We start from the raw sequence: 26,908 nt of genomic DNA, 5'->3' as shown, positions 1-26,908 counted from the left end.
CCCGATTTACATCGGGAGCTGTGATTTGATCGTCTGTTTCGATATTGGCGGGACCGCCATCAAGGGTGCTGGTGCCTGGGGCCTGGATGATGTGCGGCCGCTCGCACGGCGGCAGACCCCGATCCATGATTTCGATGCCTTCGTTTCGGTGTTGAAATCTGCCATCGCCGAGGTCGGCGGTTCCCCCGATTGCATCGCGCTGTCGATTACCGGCATCATCGATCCGGATACCGACAAGTCCTTCATTGCCAACATACCCTGCGCCCATGATCGCCCCTTGAAAGCCGATCTGGAGGCAGCGCTCGGCTTGCCTGTCATCATCGCCAATGATGCCGATTGCTTCGCCTTGGCTGAATATGGCGTCGGCGCAGGGCGTGGCCATCACGTGGTGTTCAGCGTCATCCTCGGCACCGGCGTCGGTGGTGCACTCGTGGTTGACGGAAAGCTCATCAACAGCGCGGGCGGCTTTGCCGGGGAGTGGGGCCATGGTCCGGTTGCCGCCACGCGCGCCGGCAATCCGCCGCTGGACCTGCCGCGCTTTCCCTGCGGTTGCGGGCTGGAGGGATGTCTCGACGCCATTTGCAGCGCTCGCGGCATGGAAAANCTGCACAGCCATCTCACAGGAAAAAGCATGTCCGCCGAGGATATCTTGAAAAGCTGGCAGTCTGGCGAAGCGGAAGCCACCCGCACATTGGACGTCTATATCGACATGCTGTCCGGCCCGCTGGCACTGGTGGTCAATGTTACCGGCGCAACCATCATCCCGGTGGGTGGGGGCCTCTCCAATTCGTCGGCACTGATTGAGGCGTTGGATGCAGCCGTGCGCGCCCGCATTCTGCGTCGGTTTTCCCGCCCTCTCGTGGTGCAGGCGCAATGCACAATCGAGCCCGGCCTTGTCGGTGCAGCCGTGCTCGGCTTCGATTTNGTCGGGCTGCGAGTGAAATCGCTCTAGAACCGCATACCCGGAACCGCAAGCGGGTTATCCATAACAGCTTGCCGGTCTGGCCTGTCGATGCGGACTGCACCGGTAAAAGCACCGAACAGATCCTTGACGAAGGCTTCCGGCAAATCATCGGTGATGAGAACCATGCGGGTCCGCCGGTCGGAAGGGTCTGGCCACGCGGCCAGCCGCTGCGGCGGGTGAAAANTGGATTGTACGCCGTGCAGCACCAGCGGCCGGTCGGGGTTATCGGAAAGCTGAACGATGGCCTTCATGCGCAACAGCTTCTCGCCGTGTGCTGACCGCAAGAGATCAACGAACATCTCGATCGCCATCGGGTCAATCGGCTGCTCATGCACAATCGAAAACGAGCGTATCGCGGCATTGTGCCGGTTCACATCATGGTGGTGATGGTGTTGCCCGTGGTCATCGTGATGATGCCCATGGTGATGATGATCGTGACCGGCTTCTTCACCCAGCCACCGGCTGACATCGCCCGTCTTTTCTGCCGCATCGTAAAGACCGTTTTCCAAAAGCGCCTCAGCCTGCCAGCCTTCGCGATCACCATCTTCGATGGTCGCACGCGGGTTGATGGCGGCTAGTCTTTCGGTCAGCGCGGCAATCTGCGCCTCCGAACTAAGCGTCTGCTTGGTCAAAACCAGACGGTCCGCGACTGCAACCTGCTTGACCGCTTCCTTGTGGTGGTCGAGCGTGGACAATCCATTCACGGCATCCACCACCGTCACCATGCCATTCAAGGAGAAATTCTGGGCAATGACCGGGTTGCCGATGATTGACTGCATCACGGGCGCAGGGTCGGCAAGGCCGGTCGTCTCGATCACGACCCGGTTGATCTTTTNCAGCTTGCCGGTCTGAATGCCGTCCATCAGTTCGGCCAGCGTGTCCACCAATTCACCGCGCACGGTGCAGCACAGGCATCCTTCGGCAAGCTCGATGATGCCGTCGCCAGACCGCTCCACCAGCAGATGGTCGATGCTGACATCACCGAACTCGTTGATGATGATGGCCGCGTCCTGCATCGCAGGGTCTTTCAGAAGCTGGTTGAGCAGCGTCGATTTTCCCGCACCGAGAAANCCCGTGATGATGGAGACCGGTATGCGATCCTGTACCATGATGCGACCTGTAGTGTTAGAACATTACATTGAAAGTTAAGCCTGAGTGCAATTCCTGCAAAGGGCGAAAAACCGATTTACGAAAAGAGAACCGGCCCGCGTCTTGGGCGGACCGTAAACCTGTCAAAATGTCGGGCGCGGAATGGGAATTGGCACATTGGCCACGCTACCCTTGCCACCGGTAGCGGCGACCACGGTCTCGCTGCCGGGAATAAGGCCCGCATAGGAGTAAACCGGTGGGCGCGTCATTTCCTGAACAAAGGGCGATTTGATGATCATACGACCGGCTTCGTCACGGCTTTCGCTGCGCACTTTAGCTGCCTTGGGGTTGCAGATATCAGCGCTGATGTCGTTGACGAACTGCGTTTCGCCGTAAGGCGCAAGCGACGCAAGCGATACGCCTTGGCCGGATGAAGACGTCAGTCCCATCTGCAACAGGTCAGCCGACTGGTCGGTGCGGCCCGCAAGGCTGTCTGCGCCCAAAACGACGCTGATGACCTGACGGCCATTGCGTGAGGCCGACGATACCTGGTTGAAACCGGAAGCACAGATGAAGCCGGTCTTCATGCCATCAGCGCCCTGGAAGCGACCGACGAGCATGTTGTAATTGGCGTAGTTCTTCTTGCCGGTGCTGACGCCTTCCAGCGCGAAATATTGCGCATATTCGGGAAACTCACGCTTCAGGATAAGTGCCAGAACGGCAAGGTCACGGGCTGTGGTATATTGGCCCTTGCCCGGCAAACCGTTCGGGTTCACGTAATGCGTGGACGACATGCCGAGGCGGGCCGCCTGCGCATTCATTTGCGCCACGAAATTCTCGTTCGTACCGGCCACCGTTTCGGCAATAGCCACGGCAATGTCATTGGCAGATTTGATCAGCAGAAGCTTCAAGGCACTATCGAGCGTCAGTTTCGATCCCGGCTTGAAATACATCTTGCTGGCAGGCTGATCCGAAGCCTTCTTGCTCATCACGACTTCGGTTTCAGGGCTCAGCCTGCCGGATTTCATGGCGCTGAACGCAATATAGGCCGTCATCAGCTTTGTCAGCGAGGCGGGATACCACTTGCGGAATGCTTCCTGATGCGAAATCACCTTGCCGGTCTTCACATCGATAACCATCTTGGGGTTGGCCTGTGCTACACAGGTCATCGCCAGAACACTGGCGGACATCGCGGCAACAGTTTTTACGAGCCGCCCCGCGGCGCGGTTGGGTCTGTATGTATCTTGCAAGGCGTATCCTCGGATTCCCGTCTTCGTTTCGGGATTTGCAATATTCACCATATATGTCCTAGCAATGGCAAAGTACATTGATTGCGTCAATTATGCGGCGCAATATCCACCGCGGAGGAGTGTGAACTATCATGTTGAGAATGGAACATCAGGGATAAGTGAATGCCAGTTTTGAACAGAGCTGCGGAATTGCAGGCGGAAGCGACCGAATGGCGACGTCACCTCCATGAAANCCCTGAACTGTTATATGACGTTGATGAGACTGCTGCCTTCGTGGCGGAGAAGCTGAAATCCTTCGGCGTTGACGAAATCGTGACGGGTATCGGCCGTAGCGGGGTGGTCGGCGTCATCCACGGCAGGCACGGCAAAGGCCGCATGATAGGGCTGCGCTCAGATATGGATGCGCTGCCGATCGTTGAGGAAACCGGCGCGTTGTGGGCCTCGAAGGTGCCGGGCAAGATGCATGCCTGTGGTCACGATGGTCACATGGCCATGCTGCTGGGTGCTGCGAAATACCTTGCCGAAACCCGCAATTTCAGCGGTTCCGTTGCCCTGATCTTCCAGCCCGCCGAAGAAGGTGGCGCTGGCGCGCTCGCCATGGTCGAAGATGGGCTGATGACACGTTTCGATATGGATGAAGTCTACGGCATGCACAATATGCCCGGCATCCCCTTGGGTTCCTTCGCCATTCGCAAGGGCGGCATCATGGCGGCACCGGACAAATTCTCCATCGTGGTCAAGGGGCAGGGGGNCCATGCCGCGCAGCCGCATCGCACGGTAGACCCCATTTCCATCGGCGCGCAGATCGTTACCAACCTGCAGATGATCGCGTCCCGCAACACAGACCCCATTCGCTCTGTCGTCGTTTCCGTCACCCGTTTTCAGGCGGGCTCCAGCCACAACATCATTCCCAATGAAGCCCTCATTGCAGGCACGGTCCGCACGCTGGACGAAAACGTCCGCGATATGGCGCAGGCGCGCATCAAGCAGATGGCAGAAGGTATAGCGCAGGCCAATGGCGCGGAAGCCGAAGCCATCTACGAGCGCTATTGTCCTGTAACCGTCAACCATGCCGACGAAACGGACCATGCCATCCGTGTCGCCCGAGATGTCGTGGGCGACAAGAACGTCGATCCTGATGTCGATCCGTCGATGGCCGGAGAGGACTTCTCCTACATGCTGAAGGAACGGCCAGGCGCATTTATCTTTCTGGGAAATGGCGAAAGCGCCGGTCTGCACAATCCCAGCTATGACTTCAACGACGAAGCCATTGGATACGGCATATCCTACTGGGTAAAGCTCGCCGAACAGCGTCTGGCTGGCTGATTCACCGGAAAAGAACGGCCGCGTCCAACAATGCGGTCGTACCTTCTCGATCAAGCCGCCCATCTCGGAAGGTCTGTGGCGAGACCATAAAAGCAAATACTTCGAGCCCTTGTTGAGGGCTTCCGTATCAATTTTCTGACTTCTAAGGAAAATTGGAGCGGGCGAAGGGATTTGAACCCTCGACCCCAACCTTGGCAAGGTTGTGCTCTACCCCTGAGCTACACCCGCTCAAATCCGCTGGTTCGGGGTAGATCGCTGAACCGCGGGTCGCTGCGTTGCGGCGACGAGGGCTATATCGCTCAACCGCTTTTTAAATGCAACAGGGAAATGACAAAAAGGCGTAGAAATTTTTCAAAAAGCACACAAGCTACGGAAANCATTCGATATTTTGATATTGAAATTCACAGGGCGATTGCAAAATCCATTCTGAGGGCTTAACGACTATGTCATCAAAAACAGAATCCGATGGCACGAGAAAGCAATCATGACAGAGCAATCCCCGAAAACGGCGCAGGAACTTTTTGCTTTGCTGGATAGGCTCGGCATCGCGCATGAAACACTTCAACACGAGCCGGTTTTCACCGTCGCCGAGTCCGAATCCCTGCGCGATCGTATTCCGGGTGGGCACACCAAGAACCTTTTCGTCAAAGACAAGAAGGATCAGTATTTCGTTCTGACGGTCGAAGAAAACGCGACGGTGGATCTGAAGACGGTGCACAAGGTTATCGATGCCTCCAGCCGGGTGTCTTTCGGCAAGCCTGAAANGATGATGGAGTATCTTGGCGTCATTCCCGGCTCTGTCACCGTTCTCGGTGCCATAAACGATGTGACGAACGCGGTGACGTTCGTGCTCGACAGCGATCTGATGAAGCATGAACTGATCAACGCTCATCCTTTGTCCAACGACGCCACCACCACCATCGGCAACAATGATCTCATTCGTTTTCTCGAAGCGACGGGTCATACGCCGCTTGTCTTGAAAGTGACGGAGTAAAGTACGATCTTTGCGCCAGAGCGCCAGATCGAGTGGCCAGTGAATGCGCAATCAACGGAGACCTTAAATGAGCGGTACCAGCAACCCTTACGGAACGTCCTCGGGCGGATACATGACCGGCTCCGTGCAATATGGAAATGGAAGCGCGCCTGAAGAGGCTGCGGCGTCCTCCCATATCAAGGACACGACGACAGCCGGTTTCGGCAAGGACGTCATGGAAGAATCCCGCAATCAGCCGGTGCTGGTGGATTTCTGGGCTCCGTGGTGTGGCCCCTGCAAACAGCTGACGCCGGTGCTGGAAAAGGTGGTCAATGAAGCTGGCGGGCGCGTCAAGCTGGTCAAGCTCAACATCGATGATCACCCGTCCATTCCCGGGCAGCTCGGCATCCAGTCCATTCCTGCCATCGTCGCCTTTCAGGATGGCCGCCCGGTCGATGGTTTCATGGGCGCCGTGCCTGAGAGCCAGATTCGCGAGTTCATCGACAAGATTGCAGGGCCTGCAGTCGATGACCCACAGGCGGAAATCGACGCTGCTCTCGCAGAGGCCAAGCAATTGCTGGCGGATGGTGATCATCAGGGTGCCGCACAGCTCTTCGGCTTCGTCATGCAGGTGGACCCGGAAAACGCCACAGCCGTGGCCGGCATTGCAGATTGCATGATTGCGCTTGGCGAATATCAGCGTGCGACCGATCTTTTGGCGTCGGTGCCCGAAGAACTGCGTGCCGATCCGGCAATCGAGGCCGTTTTGAAAAAGCTGGCGCAATATGAAGAGGCGCGGCTACTGGGTGATCCCACGGCGCTGGAACGCGAGCTTTCCACCAATCCGGACAATCACGAAGCGCGGATAAAGCTTGCCAAAATCCTCAACGCGCAGGGCAGGCGCGATGAAGCGGCTGACCAGTTGCTGACGGTCATGCGAAAGGACCGCACCTTCGAAGATGATGGCGCGCGCAAGCAGCTTGTCGAATTTCTGGAAGGTTGGGGTTTCAAGGACCCATCGTCGGTTACAGCACGTCGCAAGCTGTCGTCCATCCTGTTTTCTTGAAAGCCGCCTTGCGATTGGTGGCCTCGGACCACATTTAAGAGAATAACAAGAGATCAAGGTTGCGACGCGAGACCCGCGTCGTGGCACCGTCTCAGAAAATCGAGGGCTCATTCATGCATGTCGGTAATGCACGATACCTGAAAAGCACCGATCTGCCGGATGTGGTGCCTGTGTTTCCACTGTCTGGCGCGTTGCTGCTGCCGGAAGGACAACTTCCGCTCAACATATTCGAACCCCGATATCTGGCGATGTTCGACGCAGCGCTTGCTGGCAACCGCCTGATCGGTATGGTTCAACCCGCGCTACAGGCGCCGGAAAGTGCGGCAGGCTCCGGGGCTCTGAGCCAGGTTGGGTGTCTCGGTCGCATTACGTCTTTTTCCGAGACCGGAGACGGGCGCTATATGGTGTCGTTAAGCGGTATTTGTCGCTTCCGGCTGCTGGAAGAGGTGACCTCCGGCAAACCTTACCGAAGCTTCAAACATGCGCCCTTCATGGCCGATCTGACCGGTGAAGAGGATGAAGACGCGGTTGACCGCGAAAATCTGCTGCGGGTGTTCCGTTCTTTCCTCGATGCCAACCAGCTGGAAGCGGATTGGGAGAGCGTGGAGCGTGCGGGTAACAGGGTGCTGGTCAATTCCCTGTCGATGATGTCGCCGTTCGGCCCTGCGGAAAAGCAAGCTTTGCTCGAAGCGCCGGACCTGAAGGCCCGCGCCGATACGCTGATTGCGATTACCGAGATCGTTCTGGCCCAAGGCGGAACCGACAACGAAATCATATTGCAGTGATGGGGCCGGCATGGACGAAAAGCTGAGCAAGGTTGATCCCAAGCTGCTCGATCTGCTGGTCTGTCCGCTGACCAAAGGCCGACTGTCCTATAACCGCGATCGTAACGAGCTGATCTCCGAAAGCGCAAGGCTTGCCTATCCTATCAGGGATGGCGTTCCCATCATGCTGGTGTCGGAAGCGCGCAAANTAGAGGATTGAAGGGCCAGCCGTTAAGCTGGCCTTCGTCATTTNACAGAAATTCCGCCCGATGCGGCGTGAAGGTGTCGATCAGACGACCCTTTTCGAGTGCTTTCACTCCATGGATAAGGTCGGGCTTGACGATGAAGCTGCCGCCTTGCGCCAGTTCCTGCGTTACGCCATCGATAGTTACTTCAAATCGGCCCTCGACCACATAGCTTGCTTGAATATGCGGATGCGAATGAAGCGAGCCGATGGCACCGGCTTCGAACACCACTTCGACCATCATCATTTCCGGCAGATAGGCCATGATGCGTCTTGAGACACCCGGCTCTGTCGGTGCCCATTGGCCGTCAGCGGCGTTTACGAATGCATTGCTCTGGCTCATCATATGGCTCCTTACTTCAGATCATCCATGCTCACGAGATCGACATCGGTATAGTCGACATTGTCACCCGCCATGGCCCAGATGAATGAATAATTCGCGGTTCCCGCACCGGAGTGGATCGACCAGCCCGGTGAAAGTGCTGCTTCTTCGTTTTTCATCACCAGATGGCGCGTCTCACCTGGTTCGCCCAGAAAGTGGAAGACGCGGGCTGTCTCGGGCAGGTCGAAATAGAGATAAGCCTCCATACGCCGGTCATGAATATGGCATGGCATGGTGTTCCACACGGAACCCGGAGCAAGGCTGGTCATGCCGACAACCAACTGGCAGGTCTTGACGCCTTCGGGGTGGATGAATTGAAAANTCGAACGCTCGTTGCTCGTTGCCTGTGATCCGAGATCGACGCGCTTGGCATCATGGATGCCGATGTGTTTTGCGGGATAAGCGGAGTGCGCTGGCGCGCTCAGCAGGTAGAACTTGGCGGGCGTTTCGGATGATGCGGACGCGAAGGATACGCTCGATCCCATTCCGGCATAGACCATGTCACGCGTACCGGTTTCAAATGCGGTGCCGTCGACGGTGACTGTGCCCTTGCCGCCGATGTTGACGACGATCAGCTCACGTCGCTCGAGAAACGACTTCGTTCCTGTCGGCTTGATGGTTTCCAGTTCCAGAGATCCAGACGCCGGCACGGCACCGCCGACGATCATGCGATCGTAATTCGTGTAATGCAGCTGAACGGTGTCGTTGACGAACAGAGGTGGCAGCAGGAAGTTTTCGCGAAGCTCCTCGGTGCCGAATGTCGCAGCGGTCTTCGGGTCGATGGCGAAGCGGTTCGTGTACTGTGTCTGGCCCATGGTTCTCCCAATCATATGTCAAACTAACTTGTCATACATATATGCAAANGAAATCCTATGTCAATCTGCTAAAGCCTGGTCACATCGCGAGATATGACGGGTAAANTCCCTGAAANTCATGAGTTTTTTNGATGTCTGCACCTGTAAGGCAGGTTTCTTGCTTCCTATCCCAAACAGTATGGAGCCAGAGATTTGCTCTGTCTCCAGAGTTGCAGTTCACGTTGACTTTTCGTGGTGAATGCGAGCACAGTCGCGGCGCGGTCAGACGTACCGGGGGAGAGACTGATGTCCATGCGCGCCGTTTTGAAAAGCCTGTTCTTTGTCGTCGCAACGCTGGCCATCCAGCCCGCCTCGGCGCAAGGACCGTCGCGAAAGGTCGTCACCACGCAAAACGGTGACTATTTCGGGTTTGATCTGCGCACCGAACAGAATGTCTCCCTGCCGCAATGCGAAGACATCTGCATCAAGGACACTTCCTGCAAGGCCTTCACCTATAATCCCAAGGTGCAATGGTGCTTCCTGAAATCGGATTTCAACCAGCTCAATGCCTTCCCCGGCGCAGTCGCAGGCAAGGTCGTGGAGGTCGCTGCCAAGAGGGAGCCCGATATCGGCGCGCCGCAGAAACTCTCCTTTGTCGATGACAGCCTTTACCAGGAGGCACGACGTCTGAAGGCGAGCCTCTCCCCCGCCGGAGATGGCCAGTCGATGGACAATTGGCTTTCACTGGCGCGACAGCAATCTGACGCTGGCGATTTCGTCGGCGCTGTCGGGAGTTACAAGCTGGCGCTCGCGCTGGGCCTTGATGATGGTGTGGCCTGGGCCNAATTTTCACAGGCGGCCGCGAAAATTCAAAACAATTACCAGATGTCGGCACAGGCAGTTTCGGCCGCTCTCAACGCCTATTCGCTAAGCCGCACTGTGTCTGCCCGTACAAGCATACTTGATACGCTTGCGGTGGCGTTTGAAAAANCCCAGAACTACCGCGCCGCGCTCAACAGTTACAAGGCCAGTCTTGCGCTGTCGGATGTCCCTCAGACGCGCGCCGCCTACGCTGATCTGAAGACCCGCCAGGGCTTCCGCGTCATCAACAACACGGTCGATACCGATAGTGTCAGCCCGCGCGCCTGCGTTCAGTTTTCAGAGCCACTGGTGAAGAACGGCGTTGATTATTCCTCCTTCGTCACGCTGGATGGCGTGGCACCCAAGGCCATCGAGGCCAAGGGCAGCGAAATCTGCGTGGAAGGTCTGACGCACGGCCAGCGTTACAAGATTGCGCTGCGCGCCGGTCTTCCGTCATCGGTGGAAGAGCCTCTGGAAAAGCAGGTCGATCTCGACATCTACGTTCGTGACAGATCAGGCTCGGTGCGTTTCACTGGTGAGAATTTCGTGCTTCCCGGCACTGCCCGCCGTGGCATCCCGCTGGTGTCCGTCAACATCGAACGGGCCGATCTCAAACTCTACCGGGTCGGTGACCGCAGCATCGCGACATTGCTGACCAATTCGCAATTCCTGACGCAGATGGATGGCTACGGCGCGGAGCGGCTTGAAAACGAGATCGGTGAACTCGTCTGGCAGGGCGGCATCGATATCCAGAACGAGCTGAACAAGGACGTCGTCACCAGCTTTCCGGTCGATGAAGCCTTGCCGGAACGTAAGCCGGGTATCTATGTGCTCACCGCCGTACCACCGGGCACACCGGGCGAAAACTGGGATTCCCGCGCCACCCAATGGTTCCTCGTTTCAGATACGGGCATCACCACCTATGCCGGGACCGACGGCCTCAACGTTTTTGCGCGCGCGCTCAGCACGGCCAAACCGCTGAAGGGCGTTGCCCTCCAGCTTCTGGCAAAGAACAACGAAATTCTCGGCACCGCGACGACCGATGACGAAGGACGCGCGATCTTCTCGGCTGGCCTGATGCGCGGCACGGCCGGGCAAGCACCTGCTATCATCACGGCACGCAACGGCGATAAGGATTACGTCTTTCTCGACATGACCCGCGCCGGTTTCGACCTTTCCGACCGTGGCGTCACGGGCCGCGCCTCTCCCGGCGCGCTGGATGTCTTCAGCTGGACGGAACGCGGCATCTACNGCGCGGGCGAAACCGTGCATGCCGCGGCCCTGGCACGGGATATCGAAGGCAATGCGGTCGAAAACCTGCCGCTGACGTTTATTTTCTCGCGTCCCGATGGCGTGGAAGATCGCCGTTTCGTTAGTGATGGCAAGGCCTTGGGCGGTTATGCCGTCGATCTGGCCTTGCAGGAAAGCGCCATGCGCGGCACCTGGACGCTGCGCATCCATACCGATCCGAAGACGGCCGCCATCAGCGAAAAGTCCTTCCTGGTCGATGACTTCGTGCCTGACAGGACCGAGTTCGATCTGTCCAGCAAAGCCAAGGAGATCGATCCCGCCGCYGAGACTGCCATTGATGTCGATGGCCGTTACCTCTATGGCGCCCCCGCTGCCGGGCTGGAACTCGAAGGCGAAATCGCGCTGAAGGCAACACGCACCCGCGCCGGTTTCGATGGTTATGTGTTTGGCTTGGCGGATGAGGAAAGTCAGGAGGAAAGCCGCACCACGCTGGATGCCCTTCCCGCGCTCGATGAAAACGGCAAGGCGACCTTCGATGTCACGCTTGCCGATGTCCCGTCGACAACGCAGTTCCTCTCCGCCAACATCACCGTTCGCATGCGCGAAGCCGGTGGCCGCGCGGTCGAGCGTTCGCTGACATTGCCGGTCAAATCCGATAGCGCCATGATCGGTATCAAACCGGAATTCTCCGGCGATCTCGCGGAAAATTCCATTGGCCGTTTCCACGTCATCGGCCTTGCCGCAGACGGTTCCAAACAGGCCATGAGCGGGCTGACATGGAAGCTCATCAAGGTCGAGCGGAACTATCAATGGTATCGTCAGGGCAATTCCTGGCGTTATGAACCCGTCGTCTACACAAAGCAGGTTCAGGCCGGCACCCTGGCCGTGGACGCCAATGGTGGCGAAATTTCCGTGCCTGCATCCTGGGGACGGTATCGTCTCGAGGTCGAATCCGCAGACAATAACGGCCCCACTTCCAGCGTCGAATTCGATGCCGGCTGGTATGTCACTGCAAGTTCCACGGAAACACCGGACGCGCTGGAAATCGCGCTCGACAAGCAGAGCTACAAGGTCGGCGATACCGCAAAATTGCAGGTAACGTCGCGCTTTGCCGGTCAGCTTATGGTGGCTTCCGGCTCGGAAAAGCTGATTGCCGTTGAAANCGTCGAGATCGGTGAAAACGGCGGCGAAGTCGATATTCCCGTGACGGAAGAATGGGGTGCCGGTTCCTACGTCACCGTTACCCTGTTCCGCCCCGGCGATGCGCAGGAAAGCCGCATGCCCATGCGCGCCATCGGCGTCAAATGGCTGGCCGTGGACCCCGGTGAGCGCAAGCTGGGCATCGCCCTTACCCTTCCCAAGCAGACATTGCCGCGTCAGCCGCTCGAAATTCCCGTGCAGGTGTCGGGCGCTGGTGCTGGTGACAAAGCCTATGTCACGGTCGCTGCCGTCGATGTCGGCATTCTCAATCTCACCCGCTATGAGCCGCCCAAACCGGATGAATGGTATTTCGGGCAGCGCCGTCTCGGGCTGGAAATCCGCGATATCTATGGCCGTCTGATCGATGGTTCGCTCGGTGCAACCGGTCGTCTCAGAACCGGCGGTGACGGTGGTCAGGTCGCACTTCAAGGAAGCCCGCCGAAGGAAAAGCTGGTGGCGTTCTTCGCCGGTCCGGTGGAACTGGATGCTGAGGGCAAGGCGACCATTCGTTTCGATATTCCGCAGTTCAACGGCACGGCCCGCGTCATGGCCGTCGCCTGGACCAAGACCGGTGTCGGCCACGCGGTGTCGGATGTCGTCATCCGTGATCCCGTCGTCATCACCGCCAGCGCACCAAAATTCCTCAGCCCGGGCGATGTCTCGCAAATGCGCGTCGATATCGCCAATACAGACGGAGATGCAGGCGATTACACATTGGATATCGCCAGCAACACCGCGCTCACGGTCGATCAAGGCGAGGTTTCGCAGGTCGTATCGCTGCAAAAGGGCGGCAAGACTTCGTTGACGGTGCCTTTGACCGGTGAATATCCGGGTAATGGCGCGATAATGATCAAGCTCAGCAACGCCAGCGGTGTCTCTCTGGAACAGGCCGTCAATATCCCCGTGCGGCCCTCGGTGCTGCCGGTCACGACGCGTCGAAACATTAAGATCGCGCCCAACAGCAGTCTCACGGTAGATGGCGCATTGCTGGCTGATAGCATGTTGCTGGGGTCGTCTGTCGCGGTCAACGTCACGCGTTCACCGGCCTTTGATGTTCCGGGTCTGGTCATGATGCTGGATAAATATCCCTATGGCTGCGCCGAGCAGACAACCAGCCGCGCTCTTCCGTTGCTCTATGTTTCCGAGCTGATGAAGCAGCGCGGGGGCGCAGACGATGTGGGCCTGCGCAAGCGGGTGCAGGATGCAATCTACCGCGTCCTGTCGTTCCAGTCCTCGTCCGGCGGCTTCGGTCTGTGGGGTCCCGGCGAAGGTGATCTCTGGCTGGATGCCTACATCACCGACTTCCTGACACGTGCGCGGGAGCAATCCTATGATGTGCCTGAGACKGCCATGGTGCAGGCACTCACCAACCTGCAAAACGGGCTGGCCTATGACAACAACGTCAAGGATCGCGGCAACCAGATTGCCTATTCGCTCTATGTTCTTGCCCGCAATCGCAAGGCTGCCGTCAACGATCTGAGATATTATGCCGACACTGCCCTGGGCGATTTCCCGACACCGCTTGCCAAGGCGCAACTGGCCTCGGCCCTGTCGCTCTATGGCGATGTGGCGCGGTCCAAGACGGTCTTCGGCGCGTCGCTCAGCATGGCCTCGGCGACCACCAAGGTCAGTCTCTCCCGCGCGGATTACGGATCGGTGCTGCGCGATGGCGCGGCCTCGCTTGCTCTTGCCGCCGAAAGCCGCCCGGTGCCTGCGGTGGTACCGCAACTGGCCAGTGCCGTTGCCAAGGCATGGGACGCCAAAGCCTATACCAGCACACAGGAGCAGGCCTGGATGCTGCTGGCCGCCCGCGCCTTGAAGGGTGAGGACAAGGACGTCAAGCTTGATATCAACGGTTCCTTGGAACAGGGCGGTTACAGCAAGGGCATGAGCGGCGATGAGCTGCTGCAATCGCCCATCAAGATCACCAATGCTTCGAAAGATACGGTCACGGCAGTCGTCACCACCGTCGCTCCACCCGCTCAGCCTCTGGCAGCGGGTGGTGAAGGCTTCGATATCAAGAAAACCTATTATTCGATGGATGGCGAAGAGGTGAATATCAGCGAGGCCACTCAGAATGAGCGGTATGTCGTCGTCTTGACTGTCACGCCCAAGAACCAATGGGAATCGCGCATTATCATGACCGATCTTCTGCCCTCGGGCTTTGAGATCGATAATCCGAGCCTCGTCAACAGCGCAGCACTTTCCAATTTCGATTGGTTGCCGGAAACGGAAGCTGCTCACACCGAGTTCCGCTACGACCGTTTCGTTGCGGCTTTTGATCAGGCTGCGGGCGATAATTCGGACATTACGCTGGCCTATGTTGTCAGGGCCGTAACACCCGGCACCTACGATAACCCGGCTGCATCGGTGGAAGATATGTACCGCCCGCAGTTTTCGGCGCGCACGGCGACCGGTCGCATGGAGGTCCTTGCGGCGCAGCAATGATCAGGTGGCGAGCGTTCATCAGCGGTTTCTTCGTGGCGGCAGTCCTGACTGCCGCCTGTGTTTATACGCTGAACCGTCTGGACCATGCCTACCCGCCACCTCTGCAAANTGCCAGAATCGTCTCGCAGGAAGTGCTGGACAGGGACGGTAAGCTGCTGCGCGCTTTCGCTACCCCGCAGGGNCGCTGGCGGCTTCACACCGATGCCACAGAAGTCGATCCGCAATTCATCAACATGCTGGTCGCCTATGAGGATCAGCGGTTTTTCGACCATGGCGGCGTGGATTTTCAGGCCTTGGGGCGTGCCGCCTGGCAATTGCTGACCAATGGTCGCATTGTCTCCGGTGCCTCCACGCTGTCCATGCAGGTGGCGCGGTTGATAGAGCCGCGGACGGACCGTTCGCTCAGTGCCAAATTTCTTCAGATGGTGCGGGCATGGCAAATCGAGCGGCGCTTGACCAAGCCTGAGATCATCGACCTTTATCTGAACATCGCTCCCTATGGCGGCAATCTCGAAGGCGTGCGCGCAGCAAGTCTCGCCTGGTTTGGCAAGGAGCCGAAACGTCTCGATACGACAGAGGCCGCATTGCTGGTTTCCCTGCCACAACTGCCGGAAAAGCGACGTCCGGATCGCTTTCCCACTGCGGCGAAAGAAGCGCGCGAGCGCGTGTTGCAACGGCTCGCCGTCTCCCGCGTGGTCGGTGAGGGGGAAGCCGCCCGGGCCGCAGTCGCGGCCATTCCCGCAAAGCGCATCGATCTCCCTTCCTACGCGCCGCATCTGGCGCAGGCGGCGCGCGTCCGTTTTCCGCAGTCCTTGACCATAGGCTCGACGCTGCGTCTGCCCGTTCAAAAAGAGCTGGAAGAGCTGGCACAGCGCTCTGCTAAAAAGCTTGGAGACAAGGTCTCGGTCGCCATCGTCATGGCCGATAGCACGACGGGTGAGATCGTCGCGGAGGTCGGTTCGTCTGATTTNCTCGATAGTAACCGCCGTGGCTGGGTGGAAATGAGCCGCGCGGTGCGCTCCCCCGGCTCGACGCTCAAACCCTTCATTTATGGCCTTGCCTTCGAAAACGGCTTGATTGCGCAGGAAACCGTGATCGAAGATCGCCCGGCGGATTTTTCCGGCTACCGGCCACGCAATTTCGATATGCAATATCAGGGTGATGTCAGCGTTCGCCAGGCCCTGCAGCTCTCCCTCAACGTTCCCGCCGTGCGCCTGCTGGATGCCGTCAGTCCCGCTGCCCTGATGGTCCGGTTTCGCCGGGCCTCGGTTAAACTCACGCTGCCGAAGGCGGAAGCGCCGGGGCTGGCCATTGCGCTTGGCGGTGCCGGTCTCTCTCTCGTCGATCTCGTCCAGCTCTACGCAGCGCTGGCCAACAGCGGTCAGCCGGTGCAGTTGGGAGATGGGGTGCGCGGTAAACCGCAGATCCTCGATGTCGACCCGCTGTTTNCCAAGGCTGCGATCTGGAACATCAGCGATGTCCTGTCCGGCGTGTTGCCGCCGCTGGGCATGAAGCAGCGCGGCATCGCCTATAAAACCGGAACCAGCTATGGTTATCGCGACGCATGGTCTGTCGGTTTTGATGGTCGCTATGTCATCGGCGTATGGGCGGGGCGTGCCGATAACGGCTCGGTTCCCGGTCTTGCGGGCTATGTTTCCGCCGCACCCATCCTGTTCGAAGCCTTCACGAAATCCGGCGTTGCCATAACGCCATTCCCCCCTGCACCGGCTGGTACCTCCCGGCTGGCCTACAAGGATCTGCCCGCCAACCAGCGACGCTTCAGCGTCACCAGCAGCGGCCTCCTTTCAGCGTCGAGGCGCGAGCCATCACCGCAGATCGTCTATCCCCCGGAAGGCGCGCGGATAGAACTCTCCAGCCAGAGCGGCGATCTCTCGCCACTGGTCCTCAAGCTGCAAGGGGGACGTGCACCCTTCCACTGGCTCGCCAACGGCAAACCCTTGCCCGAACCCTCTCGCCGTCGAAGCAGCGAGTGGTTGCCGGAGGGGCAGGGTTTCTCGACGCTGACGGTGATCGATGCGGATGGACGGGCGTCCAGCGTTAGGATTTTTGTGGAATAAGGGTTGGTGCGGTGAAGATGGACGGGAGGTCGCGCCCAGCGAATCTCCCCACCTGAGGGGNAGATGCCCGGCAGGGCAGAGGGGGNTAAGCCACACCCTCTGACATATCCCTCAAGCCGTCCCGTCCACCAAANTAAACGGCTGCCCGCGAGAGCACATCTCGATCCGCGCATCGACTTTATAGATGTTCCGCAGCATATCAGGCGTAATCACGGCAGATGTCTGGCCACTGACGGCCATCTCGCCACCGGCGATGACGATCGTATGTTCGCAGTAGCGCAGCGCATGGTTCAGGTCGTGCAGGGCGATCAGAACGATCATGCCTTCGCGGCGGGCGAGGTTGGTGATGAAATCCAGCACCTCGACCTGCCGGTGAAGGTCGAGCGCCGAAGTCGGCTCGTCCATCAATAGGACTTCCGGTTTGCGCACCAGCGCTTGTGCGAGCGATACCAGCTGGCGTTGGCCGCCGGATAGTTCGCCAAGCCCGCGAAATGCCAGATCGTGGATGTTGAGCGCTTTCAGGATGGCGTCGATCTCGGCCAGCTCATCATCATGCACTTTCCAGCCGCTGCCCTGTTTGGCCGACAGAAGAATGGATTCGTAGACCGTCAGAACGGCATTGGCGCCGGTGTCCTGCGGCATGTAGCAGATGGTGCGTGGTCCTTGCTCTGTCTGCGACAGTGTCACGACGCCGGGGCCTTTGATCAGGCCTGCGATGCGTTTGAACAGGGTGGACTTGCCAGCCGCGTTCGGGCCGATGACGGCGGTTATGCTGCCAGCTTCCAGCATGTCCATGGTGACATTGGACAGCACCGTCGCACGCCCGTATTTGGCGCCGACATCCTGAAGGGCGAGGGCTACCATGCGCGTCTCCTGTTGGAGAAGATGAGAACAAAGAAGAAGGGCACGCCGACAAGCGCCGTGATGACGCCGATGGGCAGGATCGCACCGGGTATCAGCACCTTGCTGACAACAGATGTCACCGACAGCAGCAGCGCGCCACAAATAATCGAACCGGGCAGGAAGAACCGCTGGTCTTCACCCACCACCATGCGGGCAATATGCGGGCCGACGAGGCCGATAAAGCCGATGGTGCCGACGAAGGAAACGGGAATGGATGCCAGCAGGCTGACGGTCAGCATGGTGTGCAGGCGCAGGCGGCGCACATTGATGCCCATGCTGGCTGCCTTGTCATCGCCCAGGCGAAGCGCCGTCAAAGCCCATGCGTTCTTCATGAACAGCGGCACGGTCAGGACGAGGATGGCGCCTGTCACATAGACCTTGGCCCATGTCGCCTTGGTCAGGCTGCCCATGGTCCAGAACACGACGGCGGCCAGCGCCTGTTCGGAGGCCAGATATTCCAGCATCGAAAGGGCGGCGTTGAAGGTGAAGACGAGAGCGATTCCCAGCAGCACGATGGTCTCGACCGTCACGCCCCGCATGGTGGAGGCGAAGTGGATGAAAAGGGCGGCCACCATCGCCATGACGAAGGCGTTGATCGGCACCATATATTCGACGGCACCGGGAAAAAGCGCGACACCGCCAACCAGCGCAAGCGCTGCGCCAAAGCTGGCGGCGGCCGAAATACCGAGCGTGAACGGGCTGGCGAGCGGGTTGGCGAGAATGGTCTGCATCTGCGCGCCCGCAACCGACAGCGATGCGCCAACCGTCACGGCCATCAGCGCTATCGGCATGCGGATGTCCCAGATGACGACGCGCAGCTGGTTGGCCACGCCGGCGGGATCGAGGACGGCGCTGATCACCTGAGACAGGGTGTAGCGTGCCGGGCCAAGCGCCATATCGGTGGCAAGGCTGAGACACAGGNCGACGACGAGCCCGACCAGTATCAGAATGCGGCGGGCTGCCAGAGCGCGATATTGCGCGCCCCCGGTCTTCTCGACATGGGTTTCCACAATGGATGCCATTCAATTCGAGCCTTTTTCAAGTGAAACAAAGTATCCGGGCTTGTAGGTCACAGGCAGAAATTTCCGGTGAAATTCCTCGAAATTCTGTTCCGGGTTCAGGTCCGCAAAAAGCTCAGGGTGAAACCACTTGGCAAATTGCTGGATGGGATAGAACTCGTAGGGCGCGCCATAAAACTGGTGCCACACGGCGTGAACGTTACCGTTCTTCACGGCGTCCAGCTCGGGAAACGGCGTGCGTTCCATCAGCTTGGCCAGCCGTTCACGCGATAGGTCCATATCGGCACCACGTCCAACCGGCACGAACTGGTTGATGTCGGATTCAGCTGCCCAGTTGGAGCCGGTGACGATGACATGCTCCGGGTTGGAAACGATAAGCTGTTCGGGATTGAGGTCGCCGAAGGTGGTCTTGATGACGTCAGACGCGATATTGTGTCCACCTGCCTGCTCGACCATCGCGCCAAAATTGACGGGACCGAAGGTGCGGCAGCAATTGTTTTCGCCCGAAATCCCCGGTGCACGCTCGATGAAGACACCCGGCCGTGTCAGGTCCTTGACGGATGCCAGCCTGTCGGTCACCAGCGCGATCTGGTCATGACGATAGGCAATGAATTCTTCTGCGCGCGGCACCGCGCCGAAAATCTGGCCGAGAACGCGAATGGAATTTTCGCTGTTCTTGTCCGGGTCGAGACGGAAATCAAGATAGACGACCTTGATGCCAGCCGCCGCCGCCTTCTCCTCGAAGCCGCTTTCCTTGGCGGTCTTTTCGACTTCCAGATTGAGCGTGATGACATCGGGTGTCAGCGCAATCGCCGCTTCGAGGCTGAAATCGCCCTGCGGTAGATAACCGAACAGCGGTAGCTTTTCGATCTGCGGGAAACGCTCGATGTAGGCCTTATAGCTGTCGGGGTCTTTCTTCACGAGATCGTCGCGCCAGCCGACGATGGTATCGAAAGTCTTTTCACCAAGCAGGGCCGCGATGACGTGAATTTGGCGCGCTTCACCCACGATAACGCGTTTGGCCGGTACGTCGATCTCGACCTTGCGGCCTGCGGAGTCGATGATTTCCGTTGCCGACGCCGACGTCGCAATGATGACAGGCGTTGCAATGAGGGCGAGTATGAAGGCAGCGATCCGTTTTAAATTCCTGTGCGGCACGGGCGGTCCTTTCCATCTGAAAATGTATTTTGGCGAAGCCGTCAATACGGCTCCGCCAGATGTCGGATCGGCGCTCCCCCTTCGCCGTTCTGATATTTACTTGTCGTCCTTCAGGGACACGAAGTAGCCGGGCTTGTAGTCAAGCGGCAGGAAGCGGGCATGCAGTTCCCTAAAGGTCGCTTCCGGGTCCAAGTCTTTAAACAGCTCCGGGTGCAGCCACTTGGCAATTTCCTGAATGGCCACGAACTGGTACGGGTTGTTGTAGAACTGATGCCAGATGGCGTGAACATTGCCGTCCGCGACAGCCTTGACGCCGGTAAAGGCCGGACGCTTTGTCAGGTTCTCAAGCTTGCGACGGGCTTCCTTGAGGTCTGCGCCGTAACCGACACCAACCCAGTCGCCGCCGGGAACGTAAGCATCCCACTTGCCGCCGGTGATGATGATTTGGTCCGGGTTGGAAGCGATCACCTGTTCCGGGTTCACGGTGCCGAATGTGCCGGGAATGATGTCCTTGGCCATGTTGATGCCACCGGCAATCTCGACCATCTTGCCGAAGTTCTCGTTGCCGAAGGACATGCAGCAATCGTCGGAATAACCACCTGCGCGCTCAACGAAGACGACCGGGCGTTTCGGCTTGTCCTTGTCCAGCACGTCGGTCACGCGCTTGATGCTGTCAGAGCGGAACTTGATGAACTCTTCGGCAATGTCCTGCTTGCCCATCAACTGGCCCATGACGCGCATGCTCGGCTCGGTGTTTTCCATAGGCTTTTCGCGGAAGTCGACATAAACCAGGGGAATGCCGACCTTGCCGAGCTTCTCGATGTAACCGGCCTCTTCGGTCGCGGTCTTGGCATCGATGTTCATCAGAATGACGTCGGGCTTCAAGGCTACCGCCTGTTCGATATCGAATGTGCCGTCCTTCATGCCGCCGAAGGTCGGCAGTTTGGCAATGTCAGGATATTTCGCCAGATAGGCCTGGTAGGATTCCGGGTCTGCCTTTGGCAGGTCATCGCGCCAGCCGACGACGTGTTCGAACGGGTTTTTCTTGTCGAGCGCGGCAAGGAAATAGATCTGTCGGCCTTCGCCGAGAATGACGTGCTTGACCGGCACGTTGACCTCCACATCGCGGCCCGTCACATCCTTGATTGTTACCTTTTCGGCAAAGGCGGGAAAGACGGTGGAAACGAGAAGACCCATTGCAAGAGCGGCGGATTTGCCTGTAATGCGCATCGAAATTGTTCTCCGGTAAAACTAAATGCGCTTTATTGTTTTATGACTATCAAAGTCAAGTTTTATCTTTNAGAGCATTTCGAAGGTAAAGATCGCGAAGGTTGGATGTCATGGACGGCGCAAAAGAATACGGCAGTAATTTCGGTCTTCGGGATGAAATAAAGGCCTATTGGTCCAGCCGCGCCGCCACCTTCGACCTGTCTCCCGGCCATGAGATTTTCTCCGAAGAAGAGCGTGCCGCCTGGCATCGACTGGTCGAAAAACATCTGGGGCAAGGCGAGGGTAAAAGCGCGCTGGACCTGGCGTCAGGCACCGGCGTCATCTCCCATCTGATGGATGATCTCGGCTACCGGGTCACCGGGCTGGACTGGGCGGAGCCGATGCTGGAACGGGCCAAAGCCAAGGCGAAAACCCGCAATCGGGCCATTTCCTTCCGCATGGGCGATGCGGAAANCACCATGGAGCCAGATGGCGCCTATGACGTCATCATCAACCGCCATCTGGTCTGGACACTGGTTGATCCCAAGGCGGCGTTTCACGAATGGCTTCGGGTCCTGAAACCCGGCGGCAGGGTGCTGATTGTCGATGGCGATTTCGTCAATGTCAGCCTTGCCGAGAGGTTCCTGAAANGCCTTGCTGCACGGCTGATCAAACTCGGCGTTTTGAAACCGGAACCGGTGCATATGCCCGCCGATATGGCGGGGGTGCACAACAGCATTCTCTCCCGTGTCTACTTCTCTCAAGGCGCCCGTGCCGAGGCGGTGGCTGGTCTGTTGCGGGACGCCGGGTTCGAAGACGTGGTGATCGATCGGAATATGCGTGACATCCACAAGTCCCAGGCAAAAAACTGGAACGTCCTCAAAGCCGCTGCCCGCGGTATCCAGCATCGCTACGCCGTGTGTGGACGTAAACCGGCTTAAAATCTCACGCCGATCTTGAGCGGTGCCGATAGTGCGCGGAGCAAGCCTCTTCCCGATCTAGACTGATTTTGAAGAGGCGCGGGGTTGCAGGCAGACTTTTCAAGGGCGCTGTGCGCCAATTCAGCATGAGGTTGGAGCAAGCCGCTCACCCCCCCTCTGTCCTGCCGGACATCTCCCCCTCAGGTGGGNAGATTGGTAAAAGGCACGCTGACTGCTCCAATCGTAGCCGTCAGAGGGATGCACCGGCAAAACAGGCTGTCGTCCCCGCCGCACCCTTCAAGATGTCCGGTGAGCCCGCCCCCAGCCAATCTCCCNACCTGAGGGGGAGATGCCCGGCAGGGCAGAGGGGGGTGAGCCACACCCGCCAACGCAACAATGAAAATACTTCCCAACCAAATCAATCCCTTACCAAAANTCCGCACGAAACTGCAAAAANTCCCCCNACACTTTNCTCCACCTCCCGCGAATCACCCGCACAATTGTCCCGTTCCGCCCTCGGATACACCGCAAGGCGTTGCGGCGAGGCGGGACCGGCGCTGGTGAYARGGAGGTTACGCATCCTCTCTGTCACCGGGGTCCGGCAGCAATCCCCCCGGCGGCAACGGGAGGAGGAGGACACCGGTTTCGGACCGGCCAGTGTCATTCTCCCGATGCCCGACCTGGCCGCGTCGTGAGGTAAAGACTGAACGTCTTCGCCATATCGATGCATCCGCCAGGAGCTTGGTCGCCGGGTGTACCGACAGCTCATCGTCCCCCAGGTCGAACGCGACCACGGGGATTGAAGCGAAAGTCAGGCGGTACACAGGAACACGCTGCATCTGNNNTTTGGTTGCGGGGGCAGGATTTGAACCTGCGGCCTTCAGGTTATGAGCCTGACGAGCTACCGGGCTGCTCCACCCCGCGTTACCAGCGCGAACCTTTGGTTCGTCGCGACAAAGCAAACCTGTGTAGGTTTGCGTCTCTACCCGACTTTTGCCGGAGGCAAAATGTCGTCTTGGTCCGGTATTTTGCCTTGGCAAAATACCGTTATTGAACTCAGAGGGCTGAACAGATGCCTTATGAGCAGTGCGCTTAAACGCATAAAGGCCGCTTTCGCGGCCCTTTTGTATCGGCTGGGCCGAGTTTGTTTTTGTTTGAGAAGACTGTTGTTTTTCATGTGTTGCGTTTTGCAGACCTGGCAGCGACCTACTCTCCCGCGTCTTAAGACGGAGTACCATTGGCGCTGGGGCGTTTCACGGCCGTGTTCGGAATGGGAACGGGTGCAGCCGCCCCGCAATAACCACCAGGTCGGCAAAACGCAACATATGTTCATGCGGAACGCATGAACATATGATTGCTTTTGATTAGTACGGCACCCTCAGCTATGAGGACACGTTGACCAAAGCAACAAAGTTCATGTTTTCACATGGAAACTGTTGTTTCGAGAAGCTGGGTGGCAGAGCCACTTTTTGTCTTAATATACACGTCTCACTTGACCTGTCCGTATTTCACACTTGCTCAAGCTTGAGCGTGGCGTCCATACAGGACGATAGTCCGTCGCGCCTTGTGNCGCGCGCCGTCCGCAGGCCTTTGGCCGTGAGGACAGAAGTCATCATCGAACTGCGTTCGATGAACATAATCAATGGGAACGAAGAAGTCGATCGAGCTATTAGTAACGGTAAGCTTCATGCATTACTGCACTTCCACACCCGTCCTATCAACGTGGTCGTCTTCCACGGCTCTGATAGGGAACACTCGTTTTCAGGTTGGTTTCCCGCTTAGATGCCTTCAGCGGTTATCCATTCCGTATATAGCTACTCTGCTATGCCCTTGGCAGGACAACAGATCCACCAGAGATACGTCCATCCCGGTCCTCTCGTACTAGGGACAGATCCTGTCAATATTCCTACACCCACGGCAGATAGGGACCGAACTGTCTCACGACGTTCTGAACCCAACTCACGTACCGCTTTAAATGGCGAACAGCCATACCCTTGGGACCTGCTCCAGCCCCAGGATGCGATGAGTCGACATCGAGGTGCCAAACAACCCCGTCGATATGGACTCTTGGGGGTCATCAGCCTGTTATCCCCGGCGTACCTTTNATCCGTTGAGCGATGGCCCTTCCACACGGGACCACCGGATCACTATGACCGACTTTCGTCTCTGCTCGACTTGTCAGTCTCGCAGTCAGGCGGGCTTATGCCATTGCACTCGACGACCGATTTCCGACCGGTCTGAGCCCACCATCGCGCGCCTCCGTTACTCTTTCGGAGGCGACCGCCCCAGTCAAACTACCCACCATACACTGTCCCGGATCCGGATAACGGACCGCGGTTAGACATCCACGAAGATAAGGGTGGTATTTCAAGGATGGCTCCACGAGAACTGGCGTCCCCGCTTCAAAGCCTACCACCTATCCTACACATGCCTTGGCGAATGCCAGTGTAAAGCTATAGTAAAGGTGCACGGGGTCTTTCCGTCTGACCGCAGGAACCCCGCATCTTCACGGGGAATTCAATTTCACTGAGTCTATGTTGGAGACAGCGGGGAAGTCGTTACGCCATTCGTGCAGGTCGGAACTTACCCGACAAGGAATTTCGCTACCTTAGGACCGTTATAGTTACGGCCGCCGTTTACTGGGGCTTCAGTTCAGAGCTTGCACCCCTCCCTTTAACCTTCCAGCACCGGGCAGGCGTCAGACCCTATACGTCGTATTGCTACTTCGCAGAGCCCTGTGTTTTTGATAAACAGTCGCTACCCCCTGGTCTGTGCCACCCTGACATACTTGCGTACAACAGGGTCACGCTTCTTCCGAAGTTACGCGTGCAATTTGCCGAGTTCCTTCAACATAGTTCTCTCAAGCGCCTTGGTATACTCTACCTGACCACCTGTGTCGGTTTCGGGTACGGTCTATACGGTGGAGCTATTTCCTGGAACCTCTTCGCCGCACATTCAATCCAATAAGAATGTACAACACACGAGATCCGTCACTACCACCAGGCCCACGAATATTAACGTGGTTCCCATCGACTACGCGTGTCCGCCTCGTCTTAGGGGCCGGCTAACCCTGCTCAGATTAACTTTAAGCAGGAACCCTTGGTCTTTCGGCGAGGGAGTCTCTCACTCCCTTTATCGTTACTCATGTCAACATTCGCACTTCCGATATCTCCAGGGGCCCTCACGGGTCCCCCTTCACAGACTTACGGAACGCTCCGCTACCACAGCACAGTCACTATAACTGTACTATCCTCAGCTTCGGTGCATGGCTTTAGCCCCGTTACATTTTCGGCGCAAAGACCCTTATTTAGACCAGTGAGCTGTTACGCTTTCTTTAAATGATGGCTGCTTCTAAGCCAACATCCTGGTTGTTTTGGGATCCTCACATCCTTTCCCACTTAGCCATGACTTGGGGACCTTAGCTGGAGGTCAGGGTTGTTGCCCTCTTCACGACGGACGTTAGCACCCGCCGTGTGTCTGCCGATTAGTACTCCTCGGTATTCGGAGTTTGGTTAGGATCAGTAAGACGGTGAGTCCCCATAGCCCATCCAGTGCTCTACCCCNGAGGGTATTCGATCGACGCACTACCTAAATAGTTTTCGCGGAGAACCAGCTATTTCCGAGTTTGATTGGCCTTTCACCCCTAGCCACAAGTCATCCCAATCTATTGCAACAGATATGGGTTCGGCCCTCCAGTTGGTGTTACCCAACCTTCAGCCTGCTCATGGCTAGATCACTCGGTTTCGGGTCTAATGCAACAAACTAAACGCCCTATTCAGACTCGCTTTCGCTACGCCTACACCTACCGGCTTAAGCTTGCTTGCTACACTAAGTCGTTGACCCATTATACAAANGGTACGCCGTCACTCTTTCGAGCTCCGACTGCTTGTAGGCATCCGGTTTCAGGTTCTATTTCACTCCCCTCGTCGGGGTGCTTTTCACCTTTCCCTCACGGTACTTGTTCGCTATCGGTCATGCACGAGTACTTAGGCTTGGAGAGTGGTCTCCCCATGTTCAGACAGGATTTCACGTGTCCCGCCCTACTCAAGGACAATGATTGTTCTACGTGTACGGGGCTATCACCCGCTATGGCCGCATTTTCCAAAGCGTTCCACTTTATTCATCATTGCCACTGGCCTGGTCCGCGTTCGCTCGCCACTACTTACGGAGTCTCGGTTGATGTCCTTTCCTTCAGGTACTTAGATGTTTCAGTTCCCTGAGTTCGCTTCTTACACCCTATGTATTCAGATGCAGATACCTTATTGTGATATCTAGAAACCTCTTTCGCTGAACCCTCGAACCCGGTATCGCCGGGTTTGTTCTGTCCTCACGGCCAAAGGCCTGCGGACGGCGCGCCAAACTGTTGGCGACGACCTAACGGTCTGTATGGGAAGTCCCATGCAAACCGTTCAAANCATCAAGGTGTCTAGCAAAACAGATTTNCTAGATATCTAAGGTGGGTTCCCCCATTCGGAAATCCATGGATCAAAGCTTATTCGCAGCTCCCCACGGCTTATCGCAGCGTATCACGTCCTTCTTCGCCTGTGCATGCCAAGGCATCCACCAAATGCCCTTAATTCACTTCTTCGTTCTCATTGTCTATGCTCATCCATAGTCGCTTCCGAAGGAAGCGACGACCTGATTACCTTTNACAATCAAGCCACTTCATGATGACATCGACGTGTCGATACAGTCCTCTTTGAAGGCACGCCGGTGCACTTCGAGGCCGTATCATTAAGACCAGCTTCTCGAGATATCATCCGGTGATGCGCGGTCAGGCAACATCAATCCAGCATCCCCATCAGATGATAACCGAAGCTATCAAACAACAAAAATGCCTCAGGACAAGCTTTCCTACCTACTCCAATCCCTCCACCAATTCCGGCCGACTAAGCCATCACATGGTTTCACTGAGACTGGGCTCGGACGTCTTGAACCAATGGCTCAAANCACCTGGAAGCTTCCAGACATATCTTCTCTTCACAATGCAGACAGAACAGGCACAATCT

16 protein-coding genes, 2 tRNA genes, 2 rRNA genes and 1 pseudogene are annotated in these 26,908 nt (G+C 57.6%); 9 read left to right on the top strand and 12 right to left on the bottom strand.

The window, feature by feature from the left end:
• Nucleotides 1-25: 25 nt before the first annotated feature.
• Nucleotides 26-952, top strand: coding sequence for an ROK family protein (locus CUC55_RS05500; RefSeq protein ID WP_103087201.1), 927 nt, complete (start codon nucleotides 26-28; stop codon nucleotides 950-952).
• Here the strand turns inward: CUC55_RS05500 and CUC55_RS05495 are convergent.
• On the bottom strand, nucleotides 949-2,073 hold the full coding sequence (locus CUC55_RS05495) for a CobW family GTP-binding protein (protein WP_103087200.1): 1,125 nt from the start codon (nucleotides 2,071-2,073) through the stop codon (nucleotides 949-951). The two genes, CUC55_RS05500 and CUC55_RS05495, sit on opposite strands and share 4 nt — an antisense overlap.
• 123 nt (nucleotides 2,074-2,196) lie before the next feature.
• On the bottom strand, nucleotides 2,197-3,243 hold the full coding sequence (locus CUC55_RS05490) for a D-alanyl-D-alanine carboxypeptidase family protein (protein ID WP_245304020.1): 1,047 nt from the start codon (nucleotides 3,241-3,243) through the stop codon (nucleotides 2,197-2,199).
• 222 nt (nucleotides 3,244-3,465) lie between these two features.
• Between CUC55_RS05490 and CUC55_RS05485 the strand changes: the two genes are divergently transcribed.
• Nucleotides 3,466-4,629, top strand: a complete 1,164-nt coding sequence (locus tag CUC55_RS05485) for a M20 aminoacylase family protein (protein WP_103087199.1) — start codon at nucleotides 3,466-3,468, stop codon at nucleotides 4,627-4,629.
• 153 nt (nucleotides 4,630-4,782) lie between these two features.
• On the opposite strand, the gene CUC55_RS05480 is transcribed toward CUC55_RS05485, so the two are convergent.
• Nucleotides 4,783-4,857, bottom strand: a tRNA-Gly gene (locus tag CUC55_RS05480).
• A gap of 256 nt (nucleotides 4,858-5,113) precedes the next feature.
• Between CUC55_RS05480 and CUC55_RS05475 the strand changes: the two genes are divergently transcribed.
• The 4 genes from CUC55_RS05475 to CUC55_RS05460 all read left to right on the top strand — a co-directional run bounded on the left by CUC55_RS05475 (nucleotide 5,114) and on the right by CUC55_RS05460 (nucleotide 7,652).
• Nucleotides 5,114-5,623: a prolyl-tRNA synthetase associated domain-containing protein gene (locus CUC55_RS05475; RefSeq protein WP_103087198.1), complete on the top strand. Its 510-nt coding sequence runs from the start codon at nucleotides 5,114-5,116 to the stop codon at nucleotides 5,621-5,623.
• 67 nt (nucleotides 5,624-5,690) lie between these two features.
• Entirely contained in the window at nucleotides 5,691-6,668 is a 978-nt protein-coding gene (trxA, locus tag CUC55_RS05470; RefSeq protein WP_067652069.1) for a thioredoxin, read from the top strand.
• Nucleotides 6,669-6,781: 113 nt separating this feature from the next.
• Nucleotides 6,782-7,453: an LON peptidase substrate-binding domain-containing protein gene (locus tag CUC55_RS05465; RefSeq protein ID WP_067652066.1), complete on the top strand. Its 672-nt coding sequence runs from the start codon at nucleotides 6,782-6,784 to the stop codon at nucleotides 7,451-7,453.
• Between the two features lie 10 nt (nucleotides 7,454-7,463).
• Entirely contained in the window at nucleotides 7,464-7,652 is a 189-nt protein-coding gene (locus CUC55_RS05460) for a Trm112 family protein (protein WP_103087197.1), read from the top strand.
• 34 nt (nucleotides 7,653-7,686) lie between these two features.
• Here CUC55_RS05460 and CUC55_RS05455 read toward each other — a convergent pair.
• Nucleotides 7,687-8,019, bottom strand: a pseudogene (locus tag CUC55_RS05455) (cupin domain-containing protein); the annotation flags it as partial.
• A gap of 11 nt (nucleotides 8,020-8,030) precedes the next feature.
• Nucleotides 8,031-8,873 (bottom strand): 5-dehydro-4-deoxy-D-glucuronate isomerase, encoded by an 843-nt coding sequence (kduI, locus tag CUC55_RS05450; protein WP_103087195.1) that lies wholly within the window; start codon nucleotides 8,871-8,873, stop codon nucleotides 8,031-8,033.
• A 285-nt stretch (nucleotides 8,874-9,158) separates the two neighbouring features.
• On the opposite strand from kduI, the gene CUC55_RS05445 reads away from it, so the two are divergent.
• Both CUC55_RS05445 and pbpC read left to right on the top strand, forming a co-directional pair.
• Entirely contained in the window at nucleotides 9,159-14,612 is a 5,454-nt protein-coding gene (locus CUC55_RS05445; RefSeq protein WP_103087194.1) for an alpha-2-macroglobulin family protein, read from the top strand.
• Nucleotides 14,609-16,690 (top strand): penicillin-binding protein 1C, encoded by a 2,082-nt coding sequence (gene pbpC, locus CUC55_RS05440; protein WP_103087193.1) that lies wholly within the window; start codon nucleotides 14,609-14,611, stop codon nucleotides 16,688-16,690. The genes CUC55_RS05445 and pbpC overlap by 4 nt, the downstream gene beginning before the upstream one ends.
• 111 nt (nucleotides 16,691-16,801) lie before the next feature.
• Here the strand turns inward: pbpC and CUC55_RS05435 are convergent, their stop codons facing one another.
• The 4 genes from CUC55_RS05435 to CUC55_RS05420 all read right to left on the bottom strand — a co-directional run bounded on the left by CUC55_RS05435 (nucleotide 16,802) and on the right by CUC55_RS05420 (nucleotide 21,000).
• Complete coding sequence (locus CUC55_RS05435) at nucleotides 16,802-17,554, bottom strand: ABC transporter ATP-binding protein (protein WP_103087192.1); 753 nt, start codon at nucleotides 17,552-17,554, stop codon at nucleotides 16,802-16,804.
• Nucleotides 17,548-18,615: a FecCD family ABC transporter permease gene (locus CUC55_RS05430; protein ID WP_103087191.1), complete on the bottom strand. Its 1,068-nt coding sequence runs from the start codon at nucleotides 18,613-18,615 to the stop codon at nucleotides 17,548-17,550. The genes CUC55_RS05435 and CUC55_RS05430 overlap by 7 nt, the downstream gene beginning before the upstream one ends.
• On the bottom strand, nucleotides 18,616-19,746 hold the full coding sequence (locus CUC55_RS05425; RefSeq protein WP_103087306.1) for an ABC transporter substrate-binding protein: 1,131 nt from the start codon (nucleotides 19,744-19,746) through the stop codon (nucleotides 18,616-18,618). It abuts the gene before it with no gap.
• 120 nt (nucleotides 19,747-19,866) lie between these two features.
• Nucleotides 19,867-21,000: an ABC transporter substrate-binding protein gene (locus CUC55_RS05420; RefSeq protein ID WP_067652040.1), complete on the bottom strand. Its 1,134-nt coding sequence runs from the start codon at nucleotides 20,998-21,000 to the stop codon at nucleotides 19,867-19,869.
• A 110-nt stretch (nucleotides 21,001-21,110) separates the two neighbouring features.
• Here CUC55_RS05420 and CUC55_RS05415 point away from each other — a divergent pair, with 110 nt between their 5' ends.
• Complete coding sequence (locus tag CUC55_RS05415; protein WP_103087305.1) at nucleotides 21,111-21,920, top strand: class I SAM-dependent methyltransferase; 810 nt, start codon at nucleotides 21,111-21,113, stop codon at nucleotides 21,918-21,920.
• Between the two features lie 826 nt (nucleotides 21,921-22,746).
• Here the strand turns inward: CUC55_RS05415 and CUC55_RS05400 are convergent.
• From CUC55_RS05400 to CUC55_RS05390, 3 genes are all read right to left on the bottom strand, one after another.
• Nucleotides 22,747-22,823 (bottom strand) — tRNA-Met (locus tag CUC55_RS05400).
• Nucleotides 22,824-23,092: 269 nt separating this feature from the next.
• Nucleotides 23,093-23,207: ribosomal RNA gene (gene rrf, locus CUC55_RS05395) — 5S ribosomal RNA — on the bottom strand.
• A gap of 340 nt (nucleotides 23,208-23,547) precedes the next feature.
• Nucleotides 23,548-26,487: ribosomal RNA gene (locus CUC55_RS05390) — 23S ribosomal RNA — on the bottom strand.
• Between the last annotated feature and the right edge of the window lie 421 nt (nucleotides 26,488-26,908).

Origin of the sequence: Agrobacterium bohemicum (assembly GCF_002896715.1) — a bacterium.
In the GTDB taxonomy this organism is placed as follows: Bacteria; Pseudomonadota; Alphaproteobacteria; order Rhizobiales; family Rhizobiaceae; genus Agrobacterium; species Agrobacterium bohemicum.
This window is presented reverse-complemented; position numbering and strand designations above follow the sequence as displayed.

Excerpts from the sequence above, each read along its gene's own strand:
- CUC55_RS05490 (WP_245304020.1), bottom strand. The coding sequence starts at position 3,243 with ATGTCCGCCAGTGTTCTGGCGATGACCTGTGTAGCACAGGCCAACCCC.
- trxA (WP_067652069.1), top strand. The coding sequence starts at position 5,691 with ATGAGCGGTACCAGCAACCCTTACGGAACGTCCTCGGGCGGATACATG.
- CUC55_RS05465 (WP_067652066.1), top strand. The coding sequence starts at position 6,782 with ATGCATGTCGGTAATGCACGATACCTGAAAAGCACCGATCTGCCGGAT.
- CUC55_RS05420 (WP_067652040.1), bottom strand. The coding sequence starts at position 21,000 with ATGCGCATTACAGGCAAATCCGCCGCTCTTGCAATGGGTCTTCTCGTT.